Below are 23,395 nucleotides of genomic sequence, written 5' to 3' on the forward strand. Positions count from 1 at the left end.
CAGTTGCCTGCACAACCTACAGTGATCGACCAACCTACAGTTACCTGCACAACCTACAGTTATTTAGGAGCCTCAGGGCTATTTTGAAGAGAATACCTGCATAACCTGCAGTTAAATTTGGGTCGGGGTCCTGGTTTCCCCAAAAATGATCATTCTAAGTGTACTTTCTGCAGTTAGTTATCGTTATAAGGGGACTATGAAGAAATTAACTGTATGTTCTGCATGCCGAGTATGGGTTGAGCACAGTGTTCACAAATAGCCTAGAGTAGTCTCAACCTCTAGCAAGCTCCGTGCCGATCGGCACGGAGCTTTTTTACTACAATAGAATTTATAGGTTTTCGAGCATTCGAAAAACGGAAATTCTATTTGGCGATAAATCCTACATCTAAACGCGGTCGCTCATCTTTGAAAGGCCTCGATAGAGGATTTCTCAGCAGTTATAGAATTTATAACATTTTCACGTGGTTCGAACGCCACAACGCTAACGGACAAAAAATCCGCTTAGAGCTCGAATTTAGCGCTTTCCAGCCTGTAACGGGCAAACTGGACGCTTAGCCCTCCTAAACGCACCGACTTTACCTCAATTATCGTTCTAACATCCGAAAATGTCCGTTACAACTTTGGATGGCCGATTTGATTAGTTTAAAGGATTTTTTTGACCGTTAGAAGCCCGGTCGAGATGATGACTATGGCGAAATTGATATCAAGGACGCCGTCAGGCGTTTTTCTCATTTGTGGTGCTGCCCCAGCCGATGAAGTAAGAATAATGTCAGTCCCGTTTGGTACGATAGGGCTAAAGTCTACAAAGACCACATCAGACCATATCACATGCCTGCGCAGCCTGGCCTCTTGAGGTCAGGTTTTCTGTGCGATTGCAGAATTTTGCAGGATTTTGGTGAATTTTGTCGAATTATAGCTATACATAGATCGGATAACGGGCACAAGGATAGACTGCATATCCACTCATGGCCGGAAAGGGGAATGCCATTGAACCGGCCGAAGCTGTTATTTCTGCTCGTTAGTGCGCTGTCGCTCCTTGCATTAACCTTGTACTACAGCTATGTGCTTCAAGAAACGTCACATCCCATGACTCAAGGCGCCATATATTTGTCCGAAACGGATTTTGATGAAGAGGGTGTCATAGCGTTAAGCGGGGAGTGGGAGTTCTATTGGGAGCAGCTGCTGGATCCCGAGCAATTTCTTCAAGGGGTGGATGGAGAAGTCCGTTACGCCAAGGTGCCGGGCACTTGGCTGCAGGATTTGGATGGCAACAGCTATGGGGGCAAGGGCTATGCCACCTACCGGGCAAGGATCGAGCAGATTCCTCCGGATACCTACTTTGGCCTCAAAAAGTCAAATGTAAGGAGCGCCGCCAAAATTTTTGTGAACGGTGAGCTGGTATTGCAGGATGGTCTTCCCGCGAGCACTTTGCAGGCAGGGATCGCCGGCAACAAGTCGGAGGTTGTCTACTTCCAGATCGAAGAGGGGACCGCTGAAATTATCGTTCAAGCAGCTAATCACGAATATATTGTAGGCGGCATGGCGAAGCCAATTATCTTCGGGAAGCAGAAGGTGCTGATGCAGCAGCATCAGCTGCAGCTCCTGTTCGAATTTGCCATGATTCTTGTGGTGCTTATTATCGGGCTGTTCTATTTATTATTGTACGTAAACAGTCGAAATTATAGAAACAGGGAGCCTGTAACTCTGCCTCTGGCGCTGAGCTGTATCTGCTTCAGCATGATGAGCAGCACCTACAGCGAACGAATCCTTCACGTCTTTTTCGCGGACCTGTCCCTCAATTTTATTTTCCGCTTTGGCCATTTCATGTCGGTTATGTCGGTCATATTGGTGCTGTTTGTGGTGAACAAAGTGAATCCCGTGTTTTTGTCGCTGAGGTATCGGAGGATAATGGGTTACTTTTATGGCCTGTTTATCGTACTGCTGCTCTTCATGCCGCTGGAGTTTTATTTGATGTCCGTTCCCATCTACCTCGTTGTAACGGTTGGATTGTTCTTGCTCATCGTTATTCGAATGGCCGTGCTGTACCTTCGCAGCCAGCCGCATGATAGCGGGTTGCTGGAGCAAAGGACCTTAATGCTGTCGGTATTTGGCGTCATTCTCTATTGGTTGGATAACAGCTTATACAGCTTCGGCGTTAAATCCGATATGTTCTTATCCTTTGTGGCGACTGCCGTCTATAGCATTTCACTGGCTGCCCTGCTGATCGCAAGACATCTCAAGTACTACCAGCAGAACGAGGATTTGATGGTGCGGCTGATAGACGCGTTTACGACGCTGGATCAGACCTCGAAGGAAGCGCAGAGAAATGAGGTGGCTTTTTTGCGGGCGCAGATCAAGCCCCACTTCCTGTTTAATGCGCTGAACAGCATCATCAGTCTATGCTATACGAATGCGGAACGGGCGGCTAGACTGCTGAATGATTTGTCCAAATATTTGAAGCTTTCCTTCACGCTGGACCCCCAAGCGGATGTTGTGACCATATCCAATGAGCTGGAGCTGATTCAAACCTTTGTAGCCATTGAGAAGGCAAGGTTCGGCGAACGCGTACACGTCGTCTACGATATTGACGAAGAGGCGCTGGGCCTCAGAATTACGCCGCTTATTATCGAGCCATTAGTGGAGAACGCCATTAGGCACGGGGTGCTGAAGAATAAAGGCGGCGGCAAGGTGAAGCTGACGATCAGGAGGCTGGAGCGGTCGCTGTGTATCTCTGTTGAAGATAACGGCAAGGGACTGAATGACCGGCAGGTGGACGACATTCAGCGGATACAGCACGAGCAAGCGTCCCCTCAAGGCAATGGGATTAGTCTCAAAAACATTCAAACACGCCTGCAAAGCGTGTATCAGGTTAAGCTTAATTTCATGGCGGATGCGAATGGCACCACTGTATATTTCGAAATTCCGATCGAGGAGGAGAGTCCGAATGGAGACTTCATGCCTGACAGCGGTAATCGTGGACGATGAGCTTCTGGCTCTGGATCTCTTGGAGAAGACGATTGGCGACACGGAGCAGCTGCGGGTGATCGGCAAATTCTCGGACGCGGAAGAGGCGCTGGAGCAGATTGCGACGCTTCGTCCCGATGTGCTGTTCCTGGATGTGGAGATGCCGGAGCTGAATGGAATGGAGCTGGCAGCGACGTTAATGGATGCTGAGCATCAGCATAATATGGATATTGTATTTGTTACAGCCTTCGAGCATTATGCCATTCACGCGTTCACTCTCAATGCGGTGCATTATATATTGAAGCCTGCGGATGCCGAGTCGATATTGGAAGTGGTTAAGCGGGTGCGCCAGAAGGAACGGAACGAGCGCAGGCTGCGCGGCAGCGGGGAAGTGGTGATGCTCGGCGGCATGTATGTGAGGTCGGACGGGGAGAAGCCGGAGCCGTTGACAGGCAAGCTGGAGGAGCTGTTGTCGCTGCTGATTTTGAACCGGGAGAAGGGGATCAGCAAGTGGATGCTCATGGATATATTGTGGGAAAGCTCCTCTTTGGATAAATCGCAGCAAAATTTGCACACCATGGTCTACCGGTTGAAAAAAACCTTAAAAAATGCCGGGCTGCAGGCCCATATTAAATGCAAAAACAATATATATACGATTGACCTTGCAGACGGCCATTGCGATGTAGTGGAGTTCGATAATATCACGAGCCAAGAATTGTTGAGAAGCGAGCCGGATATGGATCGGCTGGAGCGGGCGATTGCGCTGTATAAGGGCGAATTGCTGGAGGACAAGGACTATGTCTGGTGCATCGGCTTGAGAGAGAGATACCACCAGGTATTCTATGAAGCGGTGATGTTGGCCGCGGATTATTACATACGTACAGAGCAGCCGGATAAGCTTACAAGGTTGCAGGCTCGCGTGGAGCTTCTGGAGGAAGAGGCGGGAGCTCCATATGATATCCGTTTGCCCGGTCTCGCTGTAGAATGATGCCATCATCCCAATTTTGCCGACTAAGAAGCAGCTTCCTCTTGAGATGGAGGAGGCTGCTTCTTTTCTGTGTGCGCATATGCAAAAAAAAGAAGGACGGCCTCTACTGCAGGTCCACTGGTATTGGGCGGCTAACGCTGTAATATGATATAATTGTAAACGAAAACATGGGCATACAAAATGTGTAATTAAAAGCGAGGAAGCCACTTGGAATCAAATTGGGATTACCAGCTCTTCAGAGCCATCAATGATGCGGCGAACAATGAAAGCGTGCTGGGCAAGCTGCTCGTTGGCGCGGCAAATTGGGGTGATTATTTTTTCTTCTTCAGCTTACTGCTGATGTTCCTGGTTCATCGCAAAGCGGCCATCTTCGGAGCCATTACCGTTGGGCTGACGGTCGTGTGCAGCCGCGTAATTTCGTTGTTTTATTACAGGGAGCGGCCGTTTGTCACTTACGAGGATGTGAATCAGCTGCTGCCGCATATCCACAGCAACTCCTTCCCCAGCGATCATGCAGCGGCGGCTTTCGCGATCGCGATGATGTTCGTCCTGTTCTCCAAACGAATCGGCATTCCCTTTCTCGGATTTGCGGCGCTTGTATCGTACTCCCGCATATGGGTGGGCAAGCATTATCCCTTGGATGTGATAGCGGGCGCTCTGTTAGGCATAATCATCTCTGTTGTCATCTATCGCCGATTGCATCGTTCTCCGATGTACGACCGCGTGCTGGGGTACTTCTCCAAGAAGAGCCCAGCAGAGATCGAGGAGGTTCGGGAGACGGGCGTATAAGTGATTCTTAGCTGGCCAGCCTCCTATTCTGGAGGAATTGCCGTTCGCTTTTTGGCAAATGATAACTCTTAAGTTGTTCATTATGCTGCTTGAGGGAGCTGCCGTCATTGCCGAATGTTATACCTTATCTCGTCCTGACTCTTATTAGCGTGTTGCTGCTGGCAGCCATGATGCTGCATCAGCGGAACGCGAGGCTCGTCGTGCTTCTGCTAACGTTCTCGGGTATGGTCTATGTGGCGGAGTTTTTTGTCCTGGTGGTCTGGAATGGGTACGAATATCTCCCGCATGTGCTGAGCACCCGATATCAAGACAACTTAGTGGGAGCCATCGTCTCCAACTTATGGATTATCCCAGTCCTTGGGGTGCTGGTGGCGCTGTATCGGCTGGGTTTTTTCTGGATGCTTGCTTTTGCCCTGGCACTGGCGGGAGTGGAATGGCTGTTCACTTGGCTGGGTGTCTATGAGCCTTACTGGTGGAAGAGGACATACACCGTGGGGGCCGTTCTGTTCTTTTTTGGACTCGTCCGCTTCTGGTACAGTCGACTGAGACAAGGGCAGCCTGTCGTACGCTTCGTCAGCCTCTGGATGCAGGCCTGGAGCGCTGTGGCAACTGTTATGTTCCTCATGTCAGTCCTGCAGGTTCGTTACTACCAGATAGGCGTCTATGAGGATCCTGAGCGGGATAACATCTTCCTGAGCTCCATAATGGGCCTGCTGAAGGCGGGGGTGTTCTCCGCGCTGGTGGCAGGCATTCCGGATCGGAGGAAGCAATGGCGGCTCTTGGCTCCGCTGATCATGCTGGCTGTAGATGCGCCGCTGTATTACGCGGGATGGCTGTTGATCCATAGCCCGTTGTGGCTGTATGCGTGTGTCTATCTCCTGTGTGCGCTGGCACTCCTGGGCTGGAATACGTTGGCTTATCGATACATCTGGAAGCTGGGCGAATCTTACAAGGGATAGCTAGAAGCGTTCTCCTGCGGGGGAGGCGCTTTTTTGCTTTGGCGGAATCTGCATGGAGAAGCGGGAGCTTGGGGAAAGCTGGAGGTAACACGGCAAGGGAATGAGAGGTGTTACAGATGGGGTTTGTTACAGCGTTCGTCGCGGCATGGCTTGCGGCGTTTATCTTTTACGGCATGAACAAGAGACTGTCGGTGGTTGAAAATACGTTTGTGTTCCTCGTGGCCATGATTATCGGGATTCATCTTACATGGTTCGTCGTGGAAGAGCTTCAGTGGATCGAATCCACGGATGAAGGCTTTCTGTATGCGGGAGCCCTGCTCTATCGGAGCGTGATCTTCCCGCTGGTTACCGTCATTCTGATGAATGTTGTCTGCCGTCTGGGCGCTGTCTCGAGGCAGCTCTTGGCGGGAGCCATTTCATTGCTGGCCCTGCTGGCGCTCAATGCGGCGTTCCTCTTCTATGACATTCAGCGCTATGTGAAGTGGAGCCTCTTGTACGAGGCGCTTGCTATCGTGCTTATGCAGCTTCTGGTCTATGTCCTGCTGCGGTTCTACCGGAGAGCTTCCGAGAGGAGGTGGAGCGCGTGATATTGTGGGAGCAATTCGATCGGAACGAATGGTATATCCTCGTTATGCTTGTCGTATCGTACGCCGCCGTCGTCCTGCTGCCGAAGAGGGTGTCGCCCAAGCTCATGTTACTTGGACTTGTGTGGGGGTTTGCGAGCTCTACGCTGTTCGATTTCACAATTGGCGGCGGATTAATGGATTTCTACCGGGTGAACGATTCCAATCAGTACGAGCTGTTCGATCTGCTGGTGTACGTCCTGTTTGCGCCGTTTGGCTATTTCTTCATCTACTTCTACGAGGTGCTCCGAATCGGACGAAGGACGCTCATCTATTATATAGCGGGGTGGACGATGGTTGCTGTCGGCATGCAGTGGCTGTCGGAGTGGATGCGCCTGACGGAGTACCAGAATGGGTACAGACTGGAATATAACATTGTCGTCTTCCTGATCGTGCAGTCCATCACGGGTTTGTTTTACGCCTATTTGAAGGCTCGGTCGGAATAATTAACGGATTTTCGTCCAAAATAAACCTGTTTGTTCCAACACTCTAAGACAAGGGAGATTTCTGTTCATGAACAAAAACATGTTGGCGCCAATGCTGCTGGCAATGGCTCTGCTCATCGGAGCGGCTCCAGCGGCGAGCGCCGCTGCGCATGACGAAAGCCACAGTGCCGCAGCCAGCGAAGCTGCCGCGGTGGAATGTGTGAAGCCGAACATCGTGAAGCTGCAAAGCGCTTTGACGAAGGTATGGGTGGATCACGCGGTGTGGACCCAATCGTACATCGTGAGCGCGCTTGCCGACCTGGAGGATCAGCAGGCTGTATTGGACAGGCTGATGAAGAACCAGCAGGACATTGGCGACGCAATCAAGCCGTATTACGGCGAGGACGCTGGCAACAAGCTGGCGGAGCTTCTGAAGGAGCACATCGCTCTGGCAGGCAAGGTCGTCGCGGCGGCAGAGGCTGGCAATCAGGCGGAGTTCAACAAGGCCAACAAGGAGTGGTACCGGAACGCCGATGATATCGCGAAGTTCCTGAGCGGCGCCAACCCGAACTGGGCGATGAAGGACCTGCAGAACATGCTGTATGTTCACCTGCAGCTGCTCACCGAGCAGACCAAGGCCAGACTGGCCAAGGATTGGAAGGGAGAGATCGCCGCATACGACAAGGGTGTGGATCACCTGATCATGCTGGCGGACGTGCTGACGCAGGGGATTGTGAAGCAGTTTCCGGAGAAGTTCTAAGGACAGGGGACACCTCCCCAGTTAGCTGGCAATGACGATCAAGGGCCTATGCGAGCATCGCATAGGCCCTTGTTGATTTCAAACGGCGCTTGCCTTCCCCAGCAGCTCCCGCTCGACCAGCTCCAGCACAATGGTCTCTCGCGCAATGGAGAAGCCCATCGACGGCTCCTGGTTCGCCATAACCTTCCGATTATGCTGGATGGCTTCCGCAATGTCGATCCACACGGGGTAGGAGCCGTTCGCGATCTCGTAGTCCTCGGGCTGAACGTTCTCGAAATCGCAATCCACCTCGCAGACGTAGAAGTAGGACTCCATATGGATCAGATCGTATTCCGGCTTGTGGTGCGGCCGATACTCGTCGATGTACCCGAATTCCTGAAGCACCTTGGTCCGGCTGGCGCCCGTCTCCTCGGCCAGCTCTCGGTGCAGCCCCACAATCAGGTCTTCATTCTCTGCGACGCCGCCGCCGGGGAAGCTGTAGTCGTTGTAGCGTTCGGTATAGATGAGCAGAATCTTCGTCCCGTCCACAATAATGCCCCGGGCAGATCTTCGTTCGAAGGTTCGCCCGTTCAAATCAGGAACAGCCTGATGAATCAATTGCTGTATCAGTCTCATAGGTGCTGCCAGTCACTCCTCTGTCGTTATCATGCGCATGCTGCCATTATACCGGATCATGGAGTGTGAAATCGATCATTTACCGAAAGAATGTGCGGATATCCGTATACGGATGCCCATGTGCCTCGGCAACCGCCTGGTACGTGACCTGTCCGGCGGCAACGTTAATGCCGCGGGCTATAGCGCTGCTCTCCAGTGCGGCGCGGCTCCAGCCCTTGTCCGCAATCTGCAGACCGTATGGCGTCGTCACGTTCGTCAGCGCCAGCGTGGACGTTCTTGCTACGGCGCCCGGCATATTCGCAACCGCGTAATGAATCACGCCGTGCTTCTCGTAGGTAGGGTTGTCATGTGTCGTAATCCGGTCAATGGTCTCGATAGAGCCGCCTTGGTCAATCGCGACGTCCACGATAACGGAGCCGGGAGCCATTCTACGCACCATCTCCTCTGTAACCAGCCGCGGCGCCCGGGCGCCTGGGATAAGCACCGCTCCGATGAGAAGATCCGAACGCTCCACGACCTCAGCGATGCTGTAGGGGCTGGACATCATCGTCTTCACCCGGCTCTGGAACAGGTCGTCAAGCTGGCGAAGCCGGTCCGGGTTGACGTCGACGATGCTGACATCGGCGCCCAGACCGATCGCCATCTTCGCTGCGTTCGTCCCCACGATGCCTCCCCCGATAATCGCCACCTTCGCGGGCTCTACACCTGGCACGCCGCTCAGCAGAATGCCCTTGCCGCCGTGTGCTTTCTCCAGGAAGTGCGCTCCGATCTGCACCGACATGCGCCCTGCAACCTCGCTCATGGGCGTCAGCAGCGGCAGGCTGCCGTTATCCAGCTGGATCGTCTCGTAAGCAATAGCCGTCACCCCGCCCTTCACCAGCGCCTCGGTCAGCGCGGGTTCAGGAGCCAGATGCAAGTAGGTGTATAGAATGAGCCCTTCGCGAAAAAAACCATATTCCTGCGCCAGCGGCTCCTTCACCTTCACGACCATCTCCGCCGACCACGCTTCTGCGGCCGTCTCTACAATACGCGCGCCAGCTTGCTCATACTGCTCGTCCGTGAACCCGATCCCGGCGCCCGCGCTCCGCTCCACCCATACCTCATGCCCCGCCTTCACATATGACAGCACGGAGCCTGGCGTCATGCCGACGCGGTACTCGTGATTCTTAATCTCCTTCGGTACTCCGATCTTCATCGTATCCACCCCTTACCTTCCCATGAAAAGGATATTATCGCTTGTCACCAGTGTAGAGGAATTCTCTTATGGATCCATTAGACAAAATGTAAGGAAGTCGAACCGATCTTTCGTCACGACTAGGCATCCGGGTTCAGCAGCTGATAGACGCGGATCGCGACCCCCAGCGCCAGCCTCTTCTCGGGCTCCATATAATCGCTGCCCAGCAACGCCTCGATCTGCTCCAGCCGGTAATAAAGCGACTGTCTCGCGATGAACAGCCGCTGCGCCGCAAGCTGCTTGGAGCCGTCGTGATCCAGATATACCTTCAACGTACGGAGCAGCTCGCTTCCCTTGCTCTGATCGTGATCCAGGAGCGGACCGAGGCTGCTGCGCATGAACGTGTGCAGTGCAGCCTTATCCCCGATATGGAAGAGCAGCTGGAACACGCCAAGCTCATCGAAGAAGAGTATGTCAGAGCCCAGCGTGCCGGACAAGGAGATAGCCTGAATCGCCTCCTGGTAGCTTAGATAGGCGTTCATGTATCCACGGTTGGTCCCTCCGATACCGACGGTGAGCCCGATGTCCTCCTCGTCCTTCATCGCCCGAAGCGAAGCAATGGCATGGCGCAGCCTGTCCTTCGCCGGCTTCGTCGGCAGTCGGTCGAACGCAATGACGACGAGCCTGTCATTCTGAATCGTAATGAGCGGGTAGAAGCCCTGCTGCTCGAATATGGCCCGCGCCGCCAGAGACAGATGCAGGCCAAGCGCGTCCTCATTCTCGTCCAAGAGGGAGGAGGCCGTCGCGCGGCCGGACTCGCGTGTGATTTCGATGAGGCAGACGCGGTAGGGGAGCTCGTTGTTTCTTTTGTAATCCGGTCCAATCAGCGCCTTGATCCCCTCCTCGTCACGGATGCGCAGATGCAGCAGGTCGTCAATCCACAGCGTCTGGGAATACAGCTTGCGCTCCTCCATGTACCGCTTGCGGAGCAGGTCCTGCGCAATCGACAGGGAGGCGGAATCCAGAATGAGATATTCGAATTGCTGCGGCTGGCGGTCGAGAATGAGCGCCAGATGCGCCCAGGTCTTGCCCATAGCGCCTACGGGCTGGGCGATCATCGTATGCCTGCCAGACTGTATGTGGTAGGGCAGGGCGGCAGCGCTTTGCTTGTCCAGCGGCTTGCTGTCCATATGCTCCAGCAGCAGCTTCGTCCAGCGCTTCGTTGCATCGTCCGAGGCGTAAGGCACGCAGCGGGACTGCCCGTCCGGCGCGATATATAGAATCTGGGCCTGCGTGCTTCGATGAAGCAGTTGCAGCACATGGTTGACGCCTTGCGAGGTGAGCGTCAGCCGATGGAATTCCCGCGAGATCCGCTCAAGGTCCTGCAGCGCGTCATGATGACGGTTAATGATATGGGCGTGGATGTCCTGCGTAATATCGATGAACCGGACTGCCTGCGGGAATACGATAAGCGGCAGTCCGTTCACCTCCGCCAGACGGACCCACGCCTCCGGCACCTCCTGGATGGAGTGGCCGAGCTCTATACACAGGCAGGCGACGTCCCGACGGATCAGCTGCTCCATATACGTCTCGAACAACCCAATGCTCGTGCCGAACGCCGCTCCGGTCGTCAGAATCATCTCCCCGCCCTGCAGCAGCTCCTCGAACTGAATGACCTCAATAATATGGACCCAGCGCACCAGCCGGCTCAGCCCGGGCTGCCCACCCGCTACATAAGCGTGCCGAAACTGGGGACGCTGAAGAATTTGCTCAACGGTGAGCTGGTAGTTTTGGTTCATAGACTCACTTCTCTTTCTGTTGGGAGAGTGAATGGAAGTGCTTCTATTGTAACGGATTATGACGGAAGTGGTAATAAGTGCTGAGGATCGGCTGCAAAAATAGTACCTGTGGAAAGGTTTGATAGGTATCTTCCATTTAATTAACTTGGTAAAATAATAGCAATAGGCAAAGGAGGAACGGAGCTTGGAATTCACTTTATCATCGGCGGGACTTCGGGCGGTCCCGGAATTAAGTTACCTAACCGCCATCAACGTTGCACGGTATCGTGCCATTATGAAATATATTTACTTCGAATATCAGAAGCTGAAGTACTGGCTCAGGCCGGAGGAAATCTATGAAGGCGTGCAAGCCTTCGGCGTATTGGAAGGCTACACGCTGGATCAATGCCTGTCTGACCTCGAGAGCTTGAAGGGCTGGGGCAATCTCGCTTCTCGCCATGACGGCGGACGGGCGCTGTCACTGGAAGAATATATGCGCAAGAAAAGTCAGTATCTGCTCACGCCCTATTCCATCGAGATCGAACGCATGCTGGAGGCGCTAGAGAAGGTGAAGGGGTACGGAGGCTCGCTGGAGACGACGTACTTCGATACCATCGCGGCCTGTGTGCACGAGATTCGCGAGAAGGGAGCGGAGTTCGAGCCGGGAGAGGCGCTGCACAATTGGGAGAAGCTATACGTCGCGTTTAAGACCATGCATGAGAACGCGGCGGATTTTATCGCCAGTATTCACTCCATTCAGGCGGAGGAGATGATGGCGACGGAGGGCTTCCTCGCGCTGAAGGATAATCTGGTGAACTATTTGCAGCATTTCGTCAAGGTGCTTCAGAGGAGCGCGTATCGTATTGAAGGGCAGCTGCTCCGTATTGGGGACGGCCTAAGAGATCTGTATTTGGGCCATGTTCTGGATGGCGAGCTGCAGAAGCCAAGGCTGGAGGAAGGCAAGTCGGCGGACGAGCTCATGCTGGAATTTCAGCAGGGCTGGAGCAATATGAAGCGCTGGTTCGTCGGAGATCATCAGGAGCCGAGCGAGCTGACGCTGCTGGAGAAGGCGACCAAGGAGGCAATCGCCAAGGTGGTGCGCAGCGCGGTTCGGCTGCAGGAGCGCAGACGAGGCGGCGTCAGCAGAAGGAATGATCTGGAAAGCCTCGGGCGAAGATTCGCGCAGACGGACAGCCTGGAAGAAGCGCATAAGCTGGCTGCTTATGCGTTCGGCCTGTTCCCAAGCCGGCACCTGCAAGGACAGGATGCCAGGGAGACGGAACGAGCGGATGCCTCGACCTGGGAGGAGCCGCCCAATATTAGGCTGATTCGCACGCGAAGCAGGAAGCGCTCCTCGAGGTCCAATTCGGAGCCGATGCGGACGCATAGCTCGAAGCGTGAGGTTTACCGGGAGCAGATCATGGCGCAGCTTGCGGAGGAGAGGGCGTTCATTGACAGGATGCGGAGCTACGGCAAGATTGATATAGCAGGGCTGCCGCAGCTGAAGGGCAAGGAGCGTCTGAGGCTGCTGCAGTGGATAGGCCGTTGCACTGCCAACGCATCGAGATCGTTCGTTACAGCGGATGGACATCGCATTGCCGTCAAGCTTCCAACAAGCGAAGAGGAAGCTGTGCTTCGAAGCGAAGACGGCGATCTGACCATGCTGAATTACGCCATTGAAGTAACGGGAGGCGATGCCGTACATGGCTAGAGGCGGAACAACTTCTTATGCAATCAGAAGAATGCGAGCCAACAAGAAGGCGGATGCGGAGCAGTGGAATGAACGCCGCAGAGCATGCGCGCATGCTCTTCTTAACCGTCCATGGATTACGAAGGAAGAGGATCCGGAGATCTTCTATTGGATTCGGGATCAATATACGGAGCTGCGTGATTGGTTCGCGGAGTACACGGGTTTCCTGCTGGTTCTGACGCGGACGATGGCCAAGCTGGATAAGGCGCCGCTGGCGGCGGAGCCGTGGATGGGCTTCCCGGAGTTTCGCGATCCACGGGACTACGCGTTATTCACGTACGCGCTATGGTATCTGGAGTCGAAGACGGAGCTGGATCAATTCGTGCTCACGGACATTGTCGAGCAGGTGAGCGAGCAATTAACCTCGGCGGGGCTTGCGATGGATTGGGAGAATTACCAGCACCGGCTATCGATGGTTCGAGCGCTCAAGAAGCTGAGACAGCTTGGTGTCCTGCGGCATATTGACGGGGAGGAATCGGACTGGGCGCATGATACGCAGAAGAATGTTCTCTACGAGAGCTCGCCTGCCGCAAGGTATGTGCTGAGACATTTTCCAAGAGAGATCCGGCATTATGGGCAGCTTGACGAGTTCAACGAGCAGCTGGTGTATCCGGAGACAGTAGACGGGGAGCTGCGGAAGCGCCGCCACCGCGTCTACCGAAGATTGCTGCTGGAGCCGGCCGTCGCGGATCGGGAGTGGCATAAGGATGATCTTTATTATGTCGTGACGCAGCGGCGAGCGATTATGGACAACATGCAGTTCATGTTCGGTATGGAAGGAAGCCGTTATCGGGAGGGCCTGTACTTCTTCTATCCCGAGTTGACTGCGGAATGCGGCTTGTTCCCGACGGCGGCGGGCATATCGGATCTCGTGCTGCTGTTCGCCGGTGAGCTGCGAAGAAGATTGAATGACAGTGACTGGTATGTTTCCGAGCAGGGCACCGTGGAGCTGACAAGGACGGATGTGGAGGCGCTGCTGTACAGCCTGAGACAGAGATTCAGCGAGTATTGGAGCAAGGAGCACCGGGAGATGGGGCTTAGCGAGCTTGCGGAGGCGCTAACGTCACATATGATCGATTGGAGGCTCGGCTCTTGGGTTGCATATGAAGAGAGAGGAGAACGATTCGCCGTATCGGCGGTCGTCTCCCGTTGGACCGCGGATTATTCCATCGATGAGGAGGAGCAAGGGACGGTATGAGTATAGAAATAGGACATGAACGGGAGCCTCGCACTCGATGGCAAATGAACCGGGCGGGCATCCTCAACTTCTGGTTTTACGAGGATGAGGAATTTGAGCTGGAGGACGGACGCCTCGTGCTGCGAGGCACGAATGGAGCAGGGAAGTCGGTTACGATGCAGAGCTTTGTGCCGCTCGTGCTGGATGGAGATAAGAGGCCCCATCGGCTGGATCCATTCGGCTCCAAGGATCGGAAAATTGAATTCTATTTGCTTGGGGACAAGGAGGAGCATAGCGAGCGGACCGGCTACCTGTGGCTGGAATTCAAGCACCCAGGCAACAACATTTATAAAACGGTAGGCATTGGCCTGCGCGCCAGACGAGGCGTGGCACAAGTAAACTTCTGGGGATTCGTGCTGGAGGACGGGCGCAGAGTGAATCACGACTTCTGGTTATACGATCACATGCTGGAATTGGAGGGTCAGGGCAAATATCCGCTGGACCGGAAGTCGCTCGAGCAGGCGATCGGTGCGGGAGGACAGGTCGTTCAGGAGCAGCGAGCCTACCGGGATTTGGTGAACCGTTCCTTATTCGGCTACCATGACAAGGAAGCTTATGTGGACCTGCTGCAGCTGCTGGTCCAGCTGCGCAGCCCGAAGCTGTCCAAGGACGTAAAGCCAACCGCAATCTACGACATCCTGGTTCAAGCGCTGCCGCCGCTTCATGAGGAGGAGCTTCGCCCGTTATCCGAAGTTATGGAGGATATGGATCAGCTGGCGGACCGGCTGGAGGAATTAAAGCTTCACCGCTCGGAACTGGAGAAGCTGAACCGGAGCTACGAGCAATATAACCGTTATCTGCTGTACCAGAGCGGAGAGCAGCTGCTGGCCGCGCACGAGGAGCAAGAGCAGGTGCAGCGCCAGACGTCCGCCCTGTCCAGGGAGCTCCGCAAGGCGATGGAAGAGCAATCGGGTGTAGAAGCGGAGCAGTCCTCTGCAAGGGAGCAGCTAGTGGCTGCGGAGACTGAGCTCGAGCTGCTGGGCCGGAGCGAGGCGCTGGAGAAGCAGCAGGAGCTTGAGCTGGCCGAGCTGGCCTTGAAGGAGACGGAGACTTACGCGGATCAGGCGCAGAGGCGATTGACGGAAGCGCTCCGCAGCCGCGAAGCGGCGGAGCTGGCGGCGGAGAAAGCGCGGAAGCTTCAGACGGAGCTGCTGGAGGCGCAGGAGGACGGGCTGGCCGAGCTTGACGCCATTGCCGGTGATATGGAATTCGAGCACCATGGTGTGTACGCGAGATATTGGAGTCCGGAGCCTCCGGAGGAGCTTGCCTTCCTCGCGGCTTGGCGCAAGGATATGGAAGCGCACCGAAGCGCTGTCGGCGAAGCGATCAAGCTGGCCGAGCAGGAGCGGGAGGCCGGGATGCTGGTCGCCGAATATGACAAGCAGCTGGGCGCTATGCGGTCAGAGCGGGATCAGGCGGAGCAGGTTAAACGTGTGTCGGAGGAGGCTGCGGAGGCAGCGCTGCGCGCCTGGAAGGAACGTGTGCTGACATGGAAGGAAGGGCTGCGTCAGCTGAAGCTGGGCGAAGAGGCGGTACAGAGGATGTTCGCCGAGATCGGCTCCCTGTCCTACGAGCGACAGGAGATGGAGGGAGTGATCCGTCCGGTTCGTCATGAAGCGGAGCAGCAGAGGCAGTCGCTTGTTATGGACAAGCTGGAGCAGGAGCAGCAAGTGAAGCTGCTGCAAGAGGAGCTTGCGGGCCTGACCGCGGAGAAGCGCGCCTGGGAGCAGACTCGTGAGCCGGAGCCGGCGCGGAGCGATGCGCGGGCGCTGACGCGAAGCCGCTACGGCGAGGGTCAGGGAGCGCCGCTGTACGAGGTGTGCGAGTTCCACTCGCATATCGGCAGCGAGGAGAGGGCAAGCGTGGAGCAGGCTTTGCTGGCCGGCGGACTGCTCGACGCGTGGATACGTCCGGATGGCCGGATCGGCGCGGTGAACGAGCACGATGAAGAGGTGTGGATCGTCGCGCAGCCGCTGGAATGGGGCTATACGCTGGCAGATATGCTGAAGCCGCTCCCATCCGACCAATCGGGGCTGTCGGAGCAGCAGGTGGAGGCGGTGCTGCGTTCCTTCGCCTGGGGCGAGACGTTCATTCCTGCCGCCGTTATGCAGGACCAGTCGGCGATGGTTGTGGGCCGAGACTACTATCAGCTTGGTTCATTGGTTGGGAAAGTGAACGGCAAGCTGCATCAGGCGCAATACATTGGCAAGGAAGCGAGGAAGCAATTCAAGCTGGCGGAGATCGCTCGCTTGCAAGGGGAGATCGCTCATTGCGAAGCCCGGATGGAGACGCGCCGCGAGAACATTCGCGTTATAGAAGTCGACATGTCGGCACTGCAGCAAGAGCTGGAGCTCTTCCCTGTACGCGATGAAGCTCATCAGGCGCTTCGTTCCGCATGGTCGTCGCAATATGAAGCGACAACTCGGTTCGGTCTCCTGCTGGAGCAGGAGAATAGGCTGGCAGAGCAATTGCGAATGAAGCAGCAGCATTGGTCGCAATTGAAGCAAGCTCTTATTGCTTCCACGGCGACTTGGTCCCGTCTGAAGACGCTTAGGGATTTGCAGGAGGCTGTCAAAGCTGCTGCCGATTATGCGGAAGGCATATCCCGTCTTCAATCGGACTGGAGAGAATACCGACAGCGCGACTCCGAGGCGGCGAGGTTCGAAGAGGAAGCCAAGCGCCATGCGGAGACATCGGACATCGAAGAGGAGAACCGCGATAGTCTCCTCGACAAGAAATTCACACTACGGGTAAAAGTTGATCAACTGCGCAAGCTGATGGACGAGCTGGGCATCAGCGATTTGTATGCTCGAATCAGCGGGCTGAAGGAGCGGCGCGTTCAGCTGCGTGCGGAGCAAGAGCGATTGTCTAAAGCTATGCTCGGCATCGTCTCCCGTATCGGCGCATTGAAGGAGCGTCAGACTTCTCTGGCGGAGCAAGAACAGACGGCTGAGGAGCGGGTTGCAAGGCGAATGAGTCATTTCCGCGAGGAGTGGAGGATGCAGCTCGTTCCGGAAGTGGCGAGCCAGGAGCTTCACGAGGCTGCTCGCGCCGAGCTGCTGTCAACGTGCAGAGCGGTAGTCTCGCAATTGGAGCCTGGGGTGTCCCGTTCCAACAAGGAGCGGTTAAGCGGCGTGCTGCAGGATCACTACAATGCCGCCAAGCACTTGCTGGGAGAATATATACTGGAAGTCGACATTAGCGAGCAGGGGCGCATTACTATCCTATCCATGCGCGACCGGACACGGCCGCAGAAGCCTGCCGCACTGCTGGCGGAGATGGGCGACATATTGGCGGAGCAGGAGAGCTTGCTCAGCGAGAAGGACCGCGAGCTGTTCGAGGAAATTATTCTTCGCAGCGTAGGCAAGGCCATTCGTGAGCGCATTCAGCGCGCGGAGCTATGGATGAAGTCAATGAACAAGCTGATGGCGGAGCGCGACACCTCAAGCGGCTTGAAGCTTCAGCTGCAATGGCTGCCGAAGGCGGCGCAGACGGAATCGGAGCTGAACAGCGACGAGCTTGTGGAGCTGCTCCGAAGAGATTCGCACCTGCTCCGGGACGACGAGGTGGAACGGCTGGTCGGCCACTTCCGCTCCCGTGTTCAGTGGGCGAAGCAAGGTGCTGTGGAGGAGCGTGAGGCGCTGCGCAAGCATATTTATGACATGCTGGATTACCGCTCTTGGTTCCAGTTCTCCCTCCGATACAAGAAAGGAGAGGAGACGCAGTACCGCGAGCTGACGGATTCCCGGTTCAATGTGCTGAGCGGCGGCGAGAAGGCGATGTCCATGTATATTCCGCTCTTCGCGGCCACGTACTCGCGTTATGCGGACGCCAGTCCGGACGCGCCGAAGATCATCTCGCTCGACGAGGCGTTCGCGGGCGTCGACGATGAGAATATTCGAGACCTGTTCGGACTATTGACCGACATGGACTTCGACTACATGATGACCTCCCAGGTGCTGTGGGGCTGTTATGACACTGTGCCGAAGCTGGCGATCAGCGAAATTTACAGGCCCAAGGATGCCAGCTATGTCACCATATTCCGGTATCGCTGGAATGGCAGACGACTGGAGTCAGTCGTGTCGGATGAGGAAGGCTCGGGCGATGAGTGAGAAGGAATCGGTTAAGCGTTATTTTCGCCAGCCGGGGTTCGAGAGGTTCCTGGAGCTGTTGAAGCGTCAGTATACAACCTCGAATGTCGGAGCAAGAGGTTATATAACGCTTAGCCGGATCGATGAGCAGGAACGAAGCGCTCTGGACGCCTTCTACGGCACGTACAGCCCGCCTAAGCCAGACGAGACGAAGCGGTATTCCATTAAGAAGTTCGAGCAAATATTAAAGGAAAGCCGATTCGGGCTGACCGTGCCTGAGCTGTTAACAATTATAAGTGACGCTCCTGTGCTTACTCGGCTAGAGCTCAAACAGTTAGCCGAAGCGGAATGGGAGCGGCTGGTGCGCGATGCCCTGAGCAAGGTGTACTCCTTGTTCCCGGAACTCGATAGCCGCATTATTCGCTGGGCGGAGGGACTTCGGGACGAGTCCTCCCCCGGTACTCGTACGCTGCGACATGTGTATGCAAGGTCAGCGCAGGAAGCGGAGAATGAGCTTGCTGCTTGCATTACTGCTCTGCATCGGGTGATGGATGGCCGTCTGAAGAGACCTGTACGACTGCCCATTCTGGCGGCAGAGGTAACCGGAGATGCTCATTCGCTGGATTGGAAGCAGTCGCTTGGCAGGTTGTTCTGGTGGGGACTGACGTCCATACACGGGCAGATGCCGCCCGAACTTGTCGAGGACGAAACTTCGAACCGGGAACAGGAAGCTGAGGAATCTAGCTCGCAGGCGATTCTCATCCGGGAAGGGTATCGGAGAGGCGGCGTGGCGGACGATGACTTGTCCTCGCAGGTGATGGTCTATGCCCCAGCCTTGTTCCATGGAGAGCGCGAAGAGCGCATATTGACGCTCAGGCAGGTGGAGCGGCTCGACTTCGAGGCCCATCGTCGTGCTTGTGCCGAGTCTATGCGAATCTTTATGGTGGAGAATCCCTCTGTTTTCGCTGAGCTTGTGGATGCTGATGTGGATGCGGTTGGTGATGCGGGTGCAGACAGTGATGTGTCGGTAAATCAAGACGCGGGCAAACAGAATGCTCGTCCCGCTATCATATGCGGGAACGGGCAGCCGACAACAGCGGTGATCCGGATGCTGGATGGCTTGCTGGAGAGCTCGACGGGCTCGCGGCTGTATTATGCCGGTGATCTGGACCCTGCCGGTCTGGCCATCGCACTGGGGCTGCAGCTCCGGTATCCGGAAGCTTTCCGAGCTTGGCATATGGATGTCGAGCTGTATCTCCGTTACGCGGACAGAGGGATTCCAATGACGGAGGCCGAGCGCGGGAGACTGCAAGCTTCGAGTGTTGGGTGGGATTGCGAGCTCGTTGACACGATGCTGCGTGTTGGGGTTAAGCTGCATCAGGAGCTGTGGGCGAAGGAGTTAGTGGATAAGCTGTACAACAGATAAGAATCCGAACATTTGTTCTTCATCTTATTGGATGATGATGGTACAATAGGGATAGACAATTGAATCTTGGGTGGGCATGGTATCCCTTCTTTGAAAGGAGGCGATACCATGAAAGTAGAAGCAGCAATAACGATCATGCTATTATTCGGATCATTTATTCTTGCGCTACTCACATACATCTCGAATAACTACAAGAAGAAGTAAGAACCCACCCCGAGGTTAGCGCCAAAGGTGGGTTCTTATTGTTCCCGACTACAGAGGGGACAAGCCCATCCAAGCCAATTGTTCAGCCGAGTGTTCCCGCACTCGGCTTCTTTTATAGGTATGATATCATAATTAGAGAAAGAATTGAACCTAGAATTTTAACGCTAGTAGCGCCATGCATATTGATTCACTCGCGAACATTCGTTCTTCATTTAATTGGACGATAATGGTACAATAGGGGCAGACAATTGAATCTTGGGTGGGCATGGTATCCCTTCTTTGAAAGGAGGCGATACCATGAAGGAAAGAAGCAGCAATAACGATCATGCTATTATTCGGATCATTTATTCTTGCGCTACTCACATACATCTCGAATAACTACAAGAAGAAGTAAGAACCCACCCCAAGGTTAGCGCCACAGGTGGGTTCTTTTTCCTTTAGACTATAGAGGGGACAAGCCCATCCAAGCCAATTGTTAGGCCGAGTGTTCCAGCACTCGGCTTCTTTTATAGGTATGATACCATAATTAGAGAAGGAATTGAACCTATAATTGTAACGCTAGTTAACGCTAATGATCCTTTGTCTAAGGTTGTGAGCAGTATGGATTATGTTCAACTCAAATATGAGGCAGCCCTGCGCGAAATCGAACGGCTGAAGGAAGAGAATACCTGGCTAAGGAAGCAGCTCGGTCAGGCTCGCAATACGATGATATTCGATGATTTGCTCCATTGCCTGGATCAAGGAAGATCGCCTCTGCTGCTTGTAGAGCGGAGGTCGCATGTGGACTATTTTGAAGAGAGACTTCGTGCTTTCGCCAAAAATGTCATTGTCCTTCGCGGCGGCATGGGCAAGAAGCAGCGAGAAGCTGTCCGGGAGATGATCGCCAGTATTCCGGACGATGAGGAACGGGTATTCATCGCGACAGGCAAGCTGATCGGCGAGGGCTTCGATGATGCGCGTCTCGACACCCTATTCCTCGTGCATCCCATCTCTTGGACGGGCACGCTCCAGCAGTATGCCGGGCGGCTGCACCGCTCCCATGTGAACAAGCGGGAAGTGAAGATCTACGATTATATTGATCTGCAGGTGCCGATGTTAATGAGCATGTATAAGAAGCGGGTGAAGGGATATCGGAAGATGGGGTATCGTGGAGCTGAGATTTGATTCGAATATTTGAAAAAAGTAGAACCCACCCCAAGGCTGACCGCCGAAGGTGGGTTCTTATTCATCTAAGGATGTACAGTCGATGACAGCAATAGACAAGATTCTTTCACAAACTTTCCTAATGGTGGAAGGGTAGGAGGGAAGTCTCAGCGAATATAGTAGAGTAGAACTACTTGCAGAATTGGTCTAATACTCTAAATATAGGTGATAAACATGCGAGCAATCGAACTGAAATTTCATAGAGCGATGCTGAATATCTACGAACAGGCGAAGAGAGAAGCCCACGGGTACCAAGCGACCTACTTCAAACGGATGGTTGCCGAGAAGGGCGGCCTGCAAGCTGCCAAGGAGCTGATCGCCAGCGATTCGGCCTCCGGCTTCACAGAGCTATACATGAGGGGCTGTCTGCATCTCAGTGTGGAGGTGCTTGTGGCCTACCACGAGGAGTACCATGAGCTGTTCACAGACGAGGAAATTGCTGTAGCGAAGGCGAAGCTGGATCAGTTAAGCTATGTGCATGAGGGTCATATTTCCATATAAGCAGGTGTCCCATGATTATATATAGCAGCTCAGTGGCGGACTTTAAGGAAGCTGTCGACGATAATAAAATAGCGAATAGCATCGAGTCGGCGTTTATCGAGAAGCTGGGCAAACGCCCATCTGTGTCGGAATGGCGCTCCTGGAACAACTCCATGCAGTTCATGGAACGTATCGTCCGAAACTCCAAGGTGGCGGATGATTGCGGAGTCATGATTGAGTTCAACATTCCAGCCACCAGTAAACGTGTGGACTTCATTATTTCGGGTGAGGACGAGCAGGGAAGCCGCAATTTCATCATCGTGGAGATGAAGCAGTGGCAGGAGGCGTGGGCGACGGACAAGGAGGATGTGGTCAAAACCTCCATAAACGGAGCGGTCAGAGAAACAACGCATCCCTCCTACCAAGCCTGGTCTTATCGGCAATATATGATGGATATGAATACCGCCGTCTATGAGAAGGATATTGGAGCTAGATCCGTCGCATTCCTGCATAACTACCGAGAGAAGCAGCCAGAGCCTTTGAAGTCGCGGCAATATGAGAAAACCATTCAGGAAGCGCCGATGTTCCTGCAGCATGAGACGAAGAAGCTGCAGGAGTTTATTTTTCGCTATGTGGGCAAAGGGAAGGGGATGGAGCTCCTCTACGATATCGAGAACGGGAGAATTGCACCTTCCAAATCGCTAGTAGAGCACATTCATTCCTTATTCGAGGGGAACTCCAGCTTCATCCTGCTGGACGAGCAGAAGGTCGCATATGAGACGATTATGACACTTGCCAAGAAGCAGGACCGGAAGAGGACCATTATTATTAAAGGCGGCCCCGGCACGGGAAAGTCCGTCATCTCCATAAATGCCCTGGGCGGACTTCTCCGAGAAGGTCTGAATACGAAGTTTGTCGCGCCAAACTCCTCCTTCCGCAACGTACTGATCGAGATGTTGACCGAGCAGAGCTCCAAGTCCAAGATGAGGACCAAAAGTCTGTTCATGGGCTCCGGCAGCTTCGTGGACGCGGAGAATCAATTCGATGTCCTTGTCGTCGATGAAGCGCATCGGCTGAAGGGCAAGGGCAGCTATATGTACAAGGGTGTGAATCAGATCGAGGATATTATGAAGAGCGCCAATACGAGCGTGTTCTTCATTGACGATAATCAGCGCATCCGGCCGGACGACATCGGAACTATCGACGGGATCAAGCGTGCAGCACAAGAGCTGGGCGTGGAGGTTCATGAATACACGTTATTTTCACAATTCAGATGCTCGGGTGCAGAAGGCTACTTGAACTGGGTAGACGATGTGCTGGGCATACAGGATACGGGCAACTATGGCGGCTGGGACAAGGACGCCTTCGACTTCCGCATCGTGGAGTCGCCGAACCGGCTGAAAGAATTAATTGAAGACAAACAGAAGAATGGACATCGAGCTCGCATGCTGGCCGGGTATGCTTGGAATTGGACGACGCCCAAGGAGGGCAATTCAAACGGGCAGATCGATGATGTCATCATTGAAGAGCATGGCTTCCGGATGCCATGGAACGGCTATTTGATCCGAGAGTCTTGGGCGGTGCATCCAGATGGCGTTAATCAGGTCGGCTGCGTCCATACGACGCAAGGCCTCGAATTCGATTACGTCGGTGTTATCATCGGCCATGATCTGAAGCTGAACCCGGAGACGGGACAGCTCTATGCGGACTATAACGAATACAAGGACAAGACGGGCAAGAAGGGGCTCAAGCAGGATCCGGAACGTCTCAATGCCTTGGTGAAAAATATTTACAAGGTGCTCCTGTCGCGCGGAATGAAAGGCTGCTACGTTTACTGCAGAGACCAGGAGCTTGCGGCGTATATGAAGAGACGGCTGGCTTTGACCAGCCAATAGATGGAGAGATTAGATCTGGACATTCCACTGGAGA

Annotated in this window: 19 protein-coding genes; 16 read left to right on the forward strand and 3 right to left on the reverse strand. The window is 54.4% G+C overall.

What is annotated here, in order from left to right:
- Positions 1-981: 981 nt before the first annotated feature.
- The 7 genes from AB1S56_RS03790 (at position 982) to AB1S56_RS03820 (ending at position 7,508) form a co-directional block, all read left to right on the forward strand.
- Complete coding sequence (locus AB1S56_RS03790; protein ID WP_340870789.1) at positions 982-2,985, forward strand: histidine kinase; 2,004 nt, start codon at positions 982-984, stop codon at positions 2,983-2,985.
- Positions 2,945-3,952 (forward strand): response regulator, encoded by a 1,008-nt coding sequence (locus AB1S56_RS03795; protein ID WP_340870788.1) that lies wholly within the window; start codon positions 2,945-2,947, stop codon positions 3,950-3,952. The genes AB1S56_RS03790 and AB1S56_RS03795 overlap by 41 nt, the downstream gene beginning before the upstream one ends.
- 207 nt (positions 3,953-4,159) lie before the next feature.
- Positions 4,160-4,741 (forward strand): phosphatase PAP2 family protein, encoded by a 582-nt coding sequence (locus AB1S56_RS03800; RefSeq protein ID WP_340870787.1) that lies wholly within the window; start codon positions 4,160-4,162, stop codon positions 4,739-4,741.
- 107 nt (positions 4,742-4,848) lie between these two features.
- Positions 4,849-5,700 (forward strand): hypothetical protein, encoded by an 852-nt coding sequence (locus AB1S56_RS03805; RefSeq protein WP_340870786.1) that lies wholly within the window; start codon positions 4,849-4,851, stop codon positions 5,698-5,700.
- Between the two features lie 116 nt (positions 5,701-5,816).
- A complete protein-coding gene (locus tag AB1S56_RS03810; RefSeq protein ID WP_340870785.1) occupies positions 5,817-6,287 on the forward strand; it encodes a hypothetical protein in 471 nt (156 codons plus the stop codon).
- A complete protein-coding gene (locus AB1S56_RS03815) occupies positions 6,284-6,769 on the forward strand; it encodes a hypothetical protein (protein ID WP_340870784.1) in 486 nt (161 codons plus the stop codon). The genes AB1S56_RS03810 and AB1S56_RS03815 overlap by 4 nt, the downstream gene beginning before the upstream one ends.
- 67 nt (positions 6,770-6,836) lie before the next feature.
- On the forward strand, positions 6,837-7,508 hold the full coding sequence (locus AB1S56_RS03820) for a glycosyltransferase (protein ID WP_340870783.1): 672 nt from the start codon (positions 6,837-6,839) through the stop codon (positions 7,506-7,508).
- Positions 7,509-7,586: 78 nt separating this feature from the next.
- Here AB1S56_RS03820 and AB1S56_RS03825 read toward each other — a convergent pair whose 3' ends face one another.
- The 3 genes from AB1S56_RS03825 to AB1S56_RS03835 all read right to left on the reverse strand — a co-directional run bounded on the left by AB1S56_RS03825 (position 7,587) and on the right by AB1S56_RS03835 (position 11,096).
- Positions 7,587-8,123, reverse strand: coding sequence for an NUDIX domain-containing protein (locus AB1S56_RS03825; protein ID WP_340870782.1), 537 nt, complete (start codon positions 8,121-8,123; stop codon positions 7,587-7,589).
- A 79-nt stretch (positions 8,124-8,202) separates the two neighbouring features.
- Positions 8,203-9,318: an alanine dehydrogenase gene (gene ald, locus AB1S56_RS03830; RefSeq protein WP_340870781.1), complete on the reverse strand. Its 1,116-nt coding sequence runs from the start codon at positions 9,316-9,318 to the stop codon at positions 8,203-8,205.
- A gap of 119 nt (positions 9,319-9,437) precedes the next feature.
- On the reverse strand, positions 9,438-11,096 hold the full coding sequence (locus tag AB1S56_RS03835) for a PucR family transcriptional regulator ligand-binding domain-containing protein (protein WP_340870780.1): 1,659 nt from the start codon (positions 11,094-11,096) through the stop codon (positions 9,438-9,440).
- 184 nt (positions 11,097-11,280) lie between these two features.
- On the opposite strand from AB1S56_RS03835, the gene AB1S56_RS03840 reads away from it, so the two are divergent.
- The 9 genes from AB1S56_RS03840 to AB1S56_RS03880 all read left to right on the forward strand — a co-directional run bounded on the left by AB1S56_RS03840 (position 11,281) and on the right by AB1S56_RS03880 (position 23,361).
- Positions 11,281-12,786, forward strand: a complete 1,506-nt coding sequence (locus AB1S56_RS03840) for a TIGR02677 family protein (RefSeq protein WP_340870779.1) — start codon at positions 11,281-11,283, stop codon at positions 12,784-12,786.
- Positions 12,779-14,023 (forward strand): TIGR02678 family protein, encoded by a 1,245-nt coding sequence (locus AB1S56_RS03845; protein WP_340870778.1) that lies wholly within the window; start codon positions 12,779-12,781, stop codon positions 14,021-14,023. The genes AB1S56_RS03840 and AB1S56_RS03845 overlap by 8 nt, the downstream gene beginning before the upstream one ends.
- Positions 14,020-18,174: a TIGR02680 family protein gene (locus AB1S56_RS03850; protein ID WP_340870777.1), complete on the forward strand. Its 4,155-nt coding sequence runs from the start codon at positions 14,020-14,022 to the stop codon at positions 18,172-18,174. Before AB1S56_RS03845 ends, AB1S56_RS03850 begins: the two co-directional genes overlap by 4 nt.
- Entirely contained in the window at positions 18,167-19,579 is a 1,413-nt protein-coding gene (locus AB1S56_RS03855; RefSeq protein ID WP_340870776.1) for a TIGR02679 domain-containing protein, read from the forward strand. The genes AB1S56_RS03850 and AB1S56_RS03855 overlap by 8 nt, the downstream gene beginning before the upstream one ends.
- Before the next feature lie 108 nt (positions 19,580-19,687).
- Positions 19,688-19,783, forward strand: a complete 96-nt coding sequence (locus tag AB1S56_RS03860; protein WP_257444737.1) for a putative holin-like toxin — start codon at positions 19,688-19,690, stop codon at positions 19,781-19,783.
- Between the two features lie 325 nt (positions 19,784-20,108).
- Complete coding sequence (locus AB1S56_RS03865) at positions 20,109-20,177, forward strand: putative holin-like toxin (RefSeq protein ID WP_340870811.1); 69 nt, start codon at positions 20,109-20,111, stop codon at positions 20,175-20,177.
- Between the two features lie 206 nt (positions 20,178-20,383).
- Positions 20,384-20,947 carry a helicase-related protein gene (locus tag AB1S56_RS03870; RefSeq protein ID WP_340870775.1) on the forward strand — a complete coding sequence of 188 codons (564 nt, stop codon included), beginning with the start codon at positions 20,384-20,386 and terminating at the stop codon, positions 20,945-20,947.
- Between the two features lie 213 nt (positions 20,948-21,160).
- On the forward strand, positions 21,161-21,487 hold the full coding sequence (locus AB1S56_RS03875; protein WP_340870774.1) for a hypothetical protein: 327 nt from the start codon (positions 21,161-21,163) through the stop codon (positions 21,485-21,487).
- An 11-nt stretch (positions 21,488-21,498) separates the two neighbouring features.
- Positions 21,499-23,361 (forward strand): DUF2075 domain-containing protein, encoded by a 1,863-nt coding sequence (locus tag AB1S56_RS03880; RefSeq protein WP_340870773.1) that lies wholly within the window; start codon positions 21,499-21,501, stop codon positions 23,359-23,361.
- Positions 23,362-23,395 lie beyond the last annotated feature (34 nt).

Source organism: Paenibacillus sp. PL2-23, from assembly GCF_040834005.1.
Taxonomy (GTDB): Bacteria; Bacillota; Bacilli; order Paenibacillales; family Paenibacillaceae; genus Pristimantibacillus.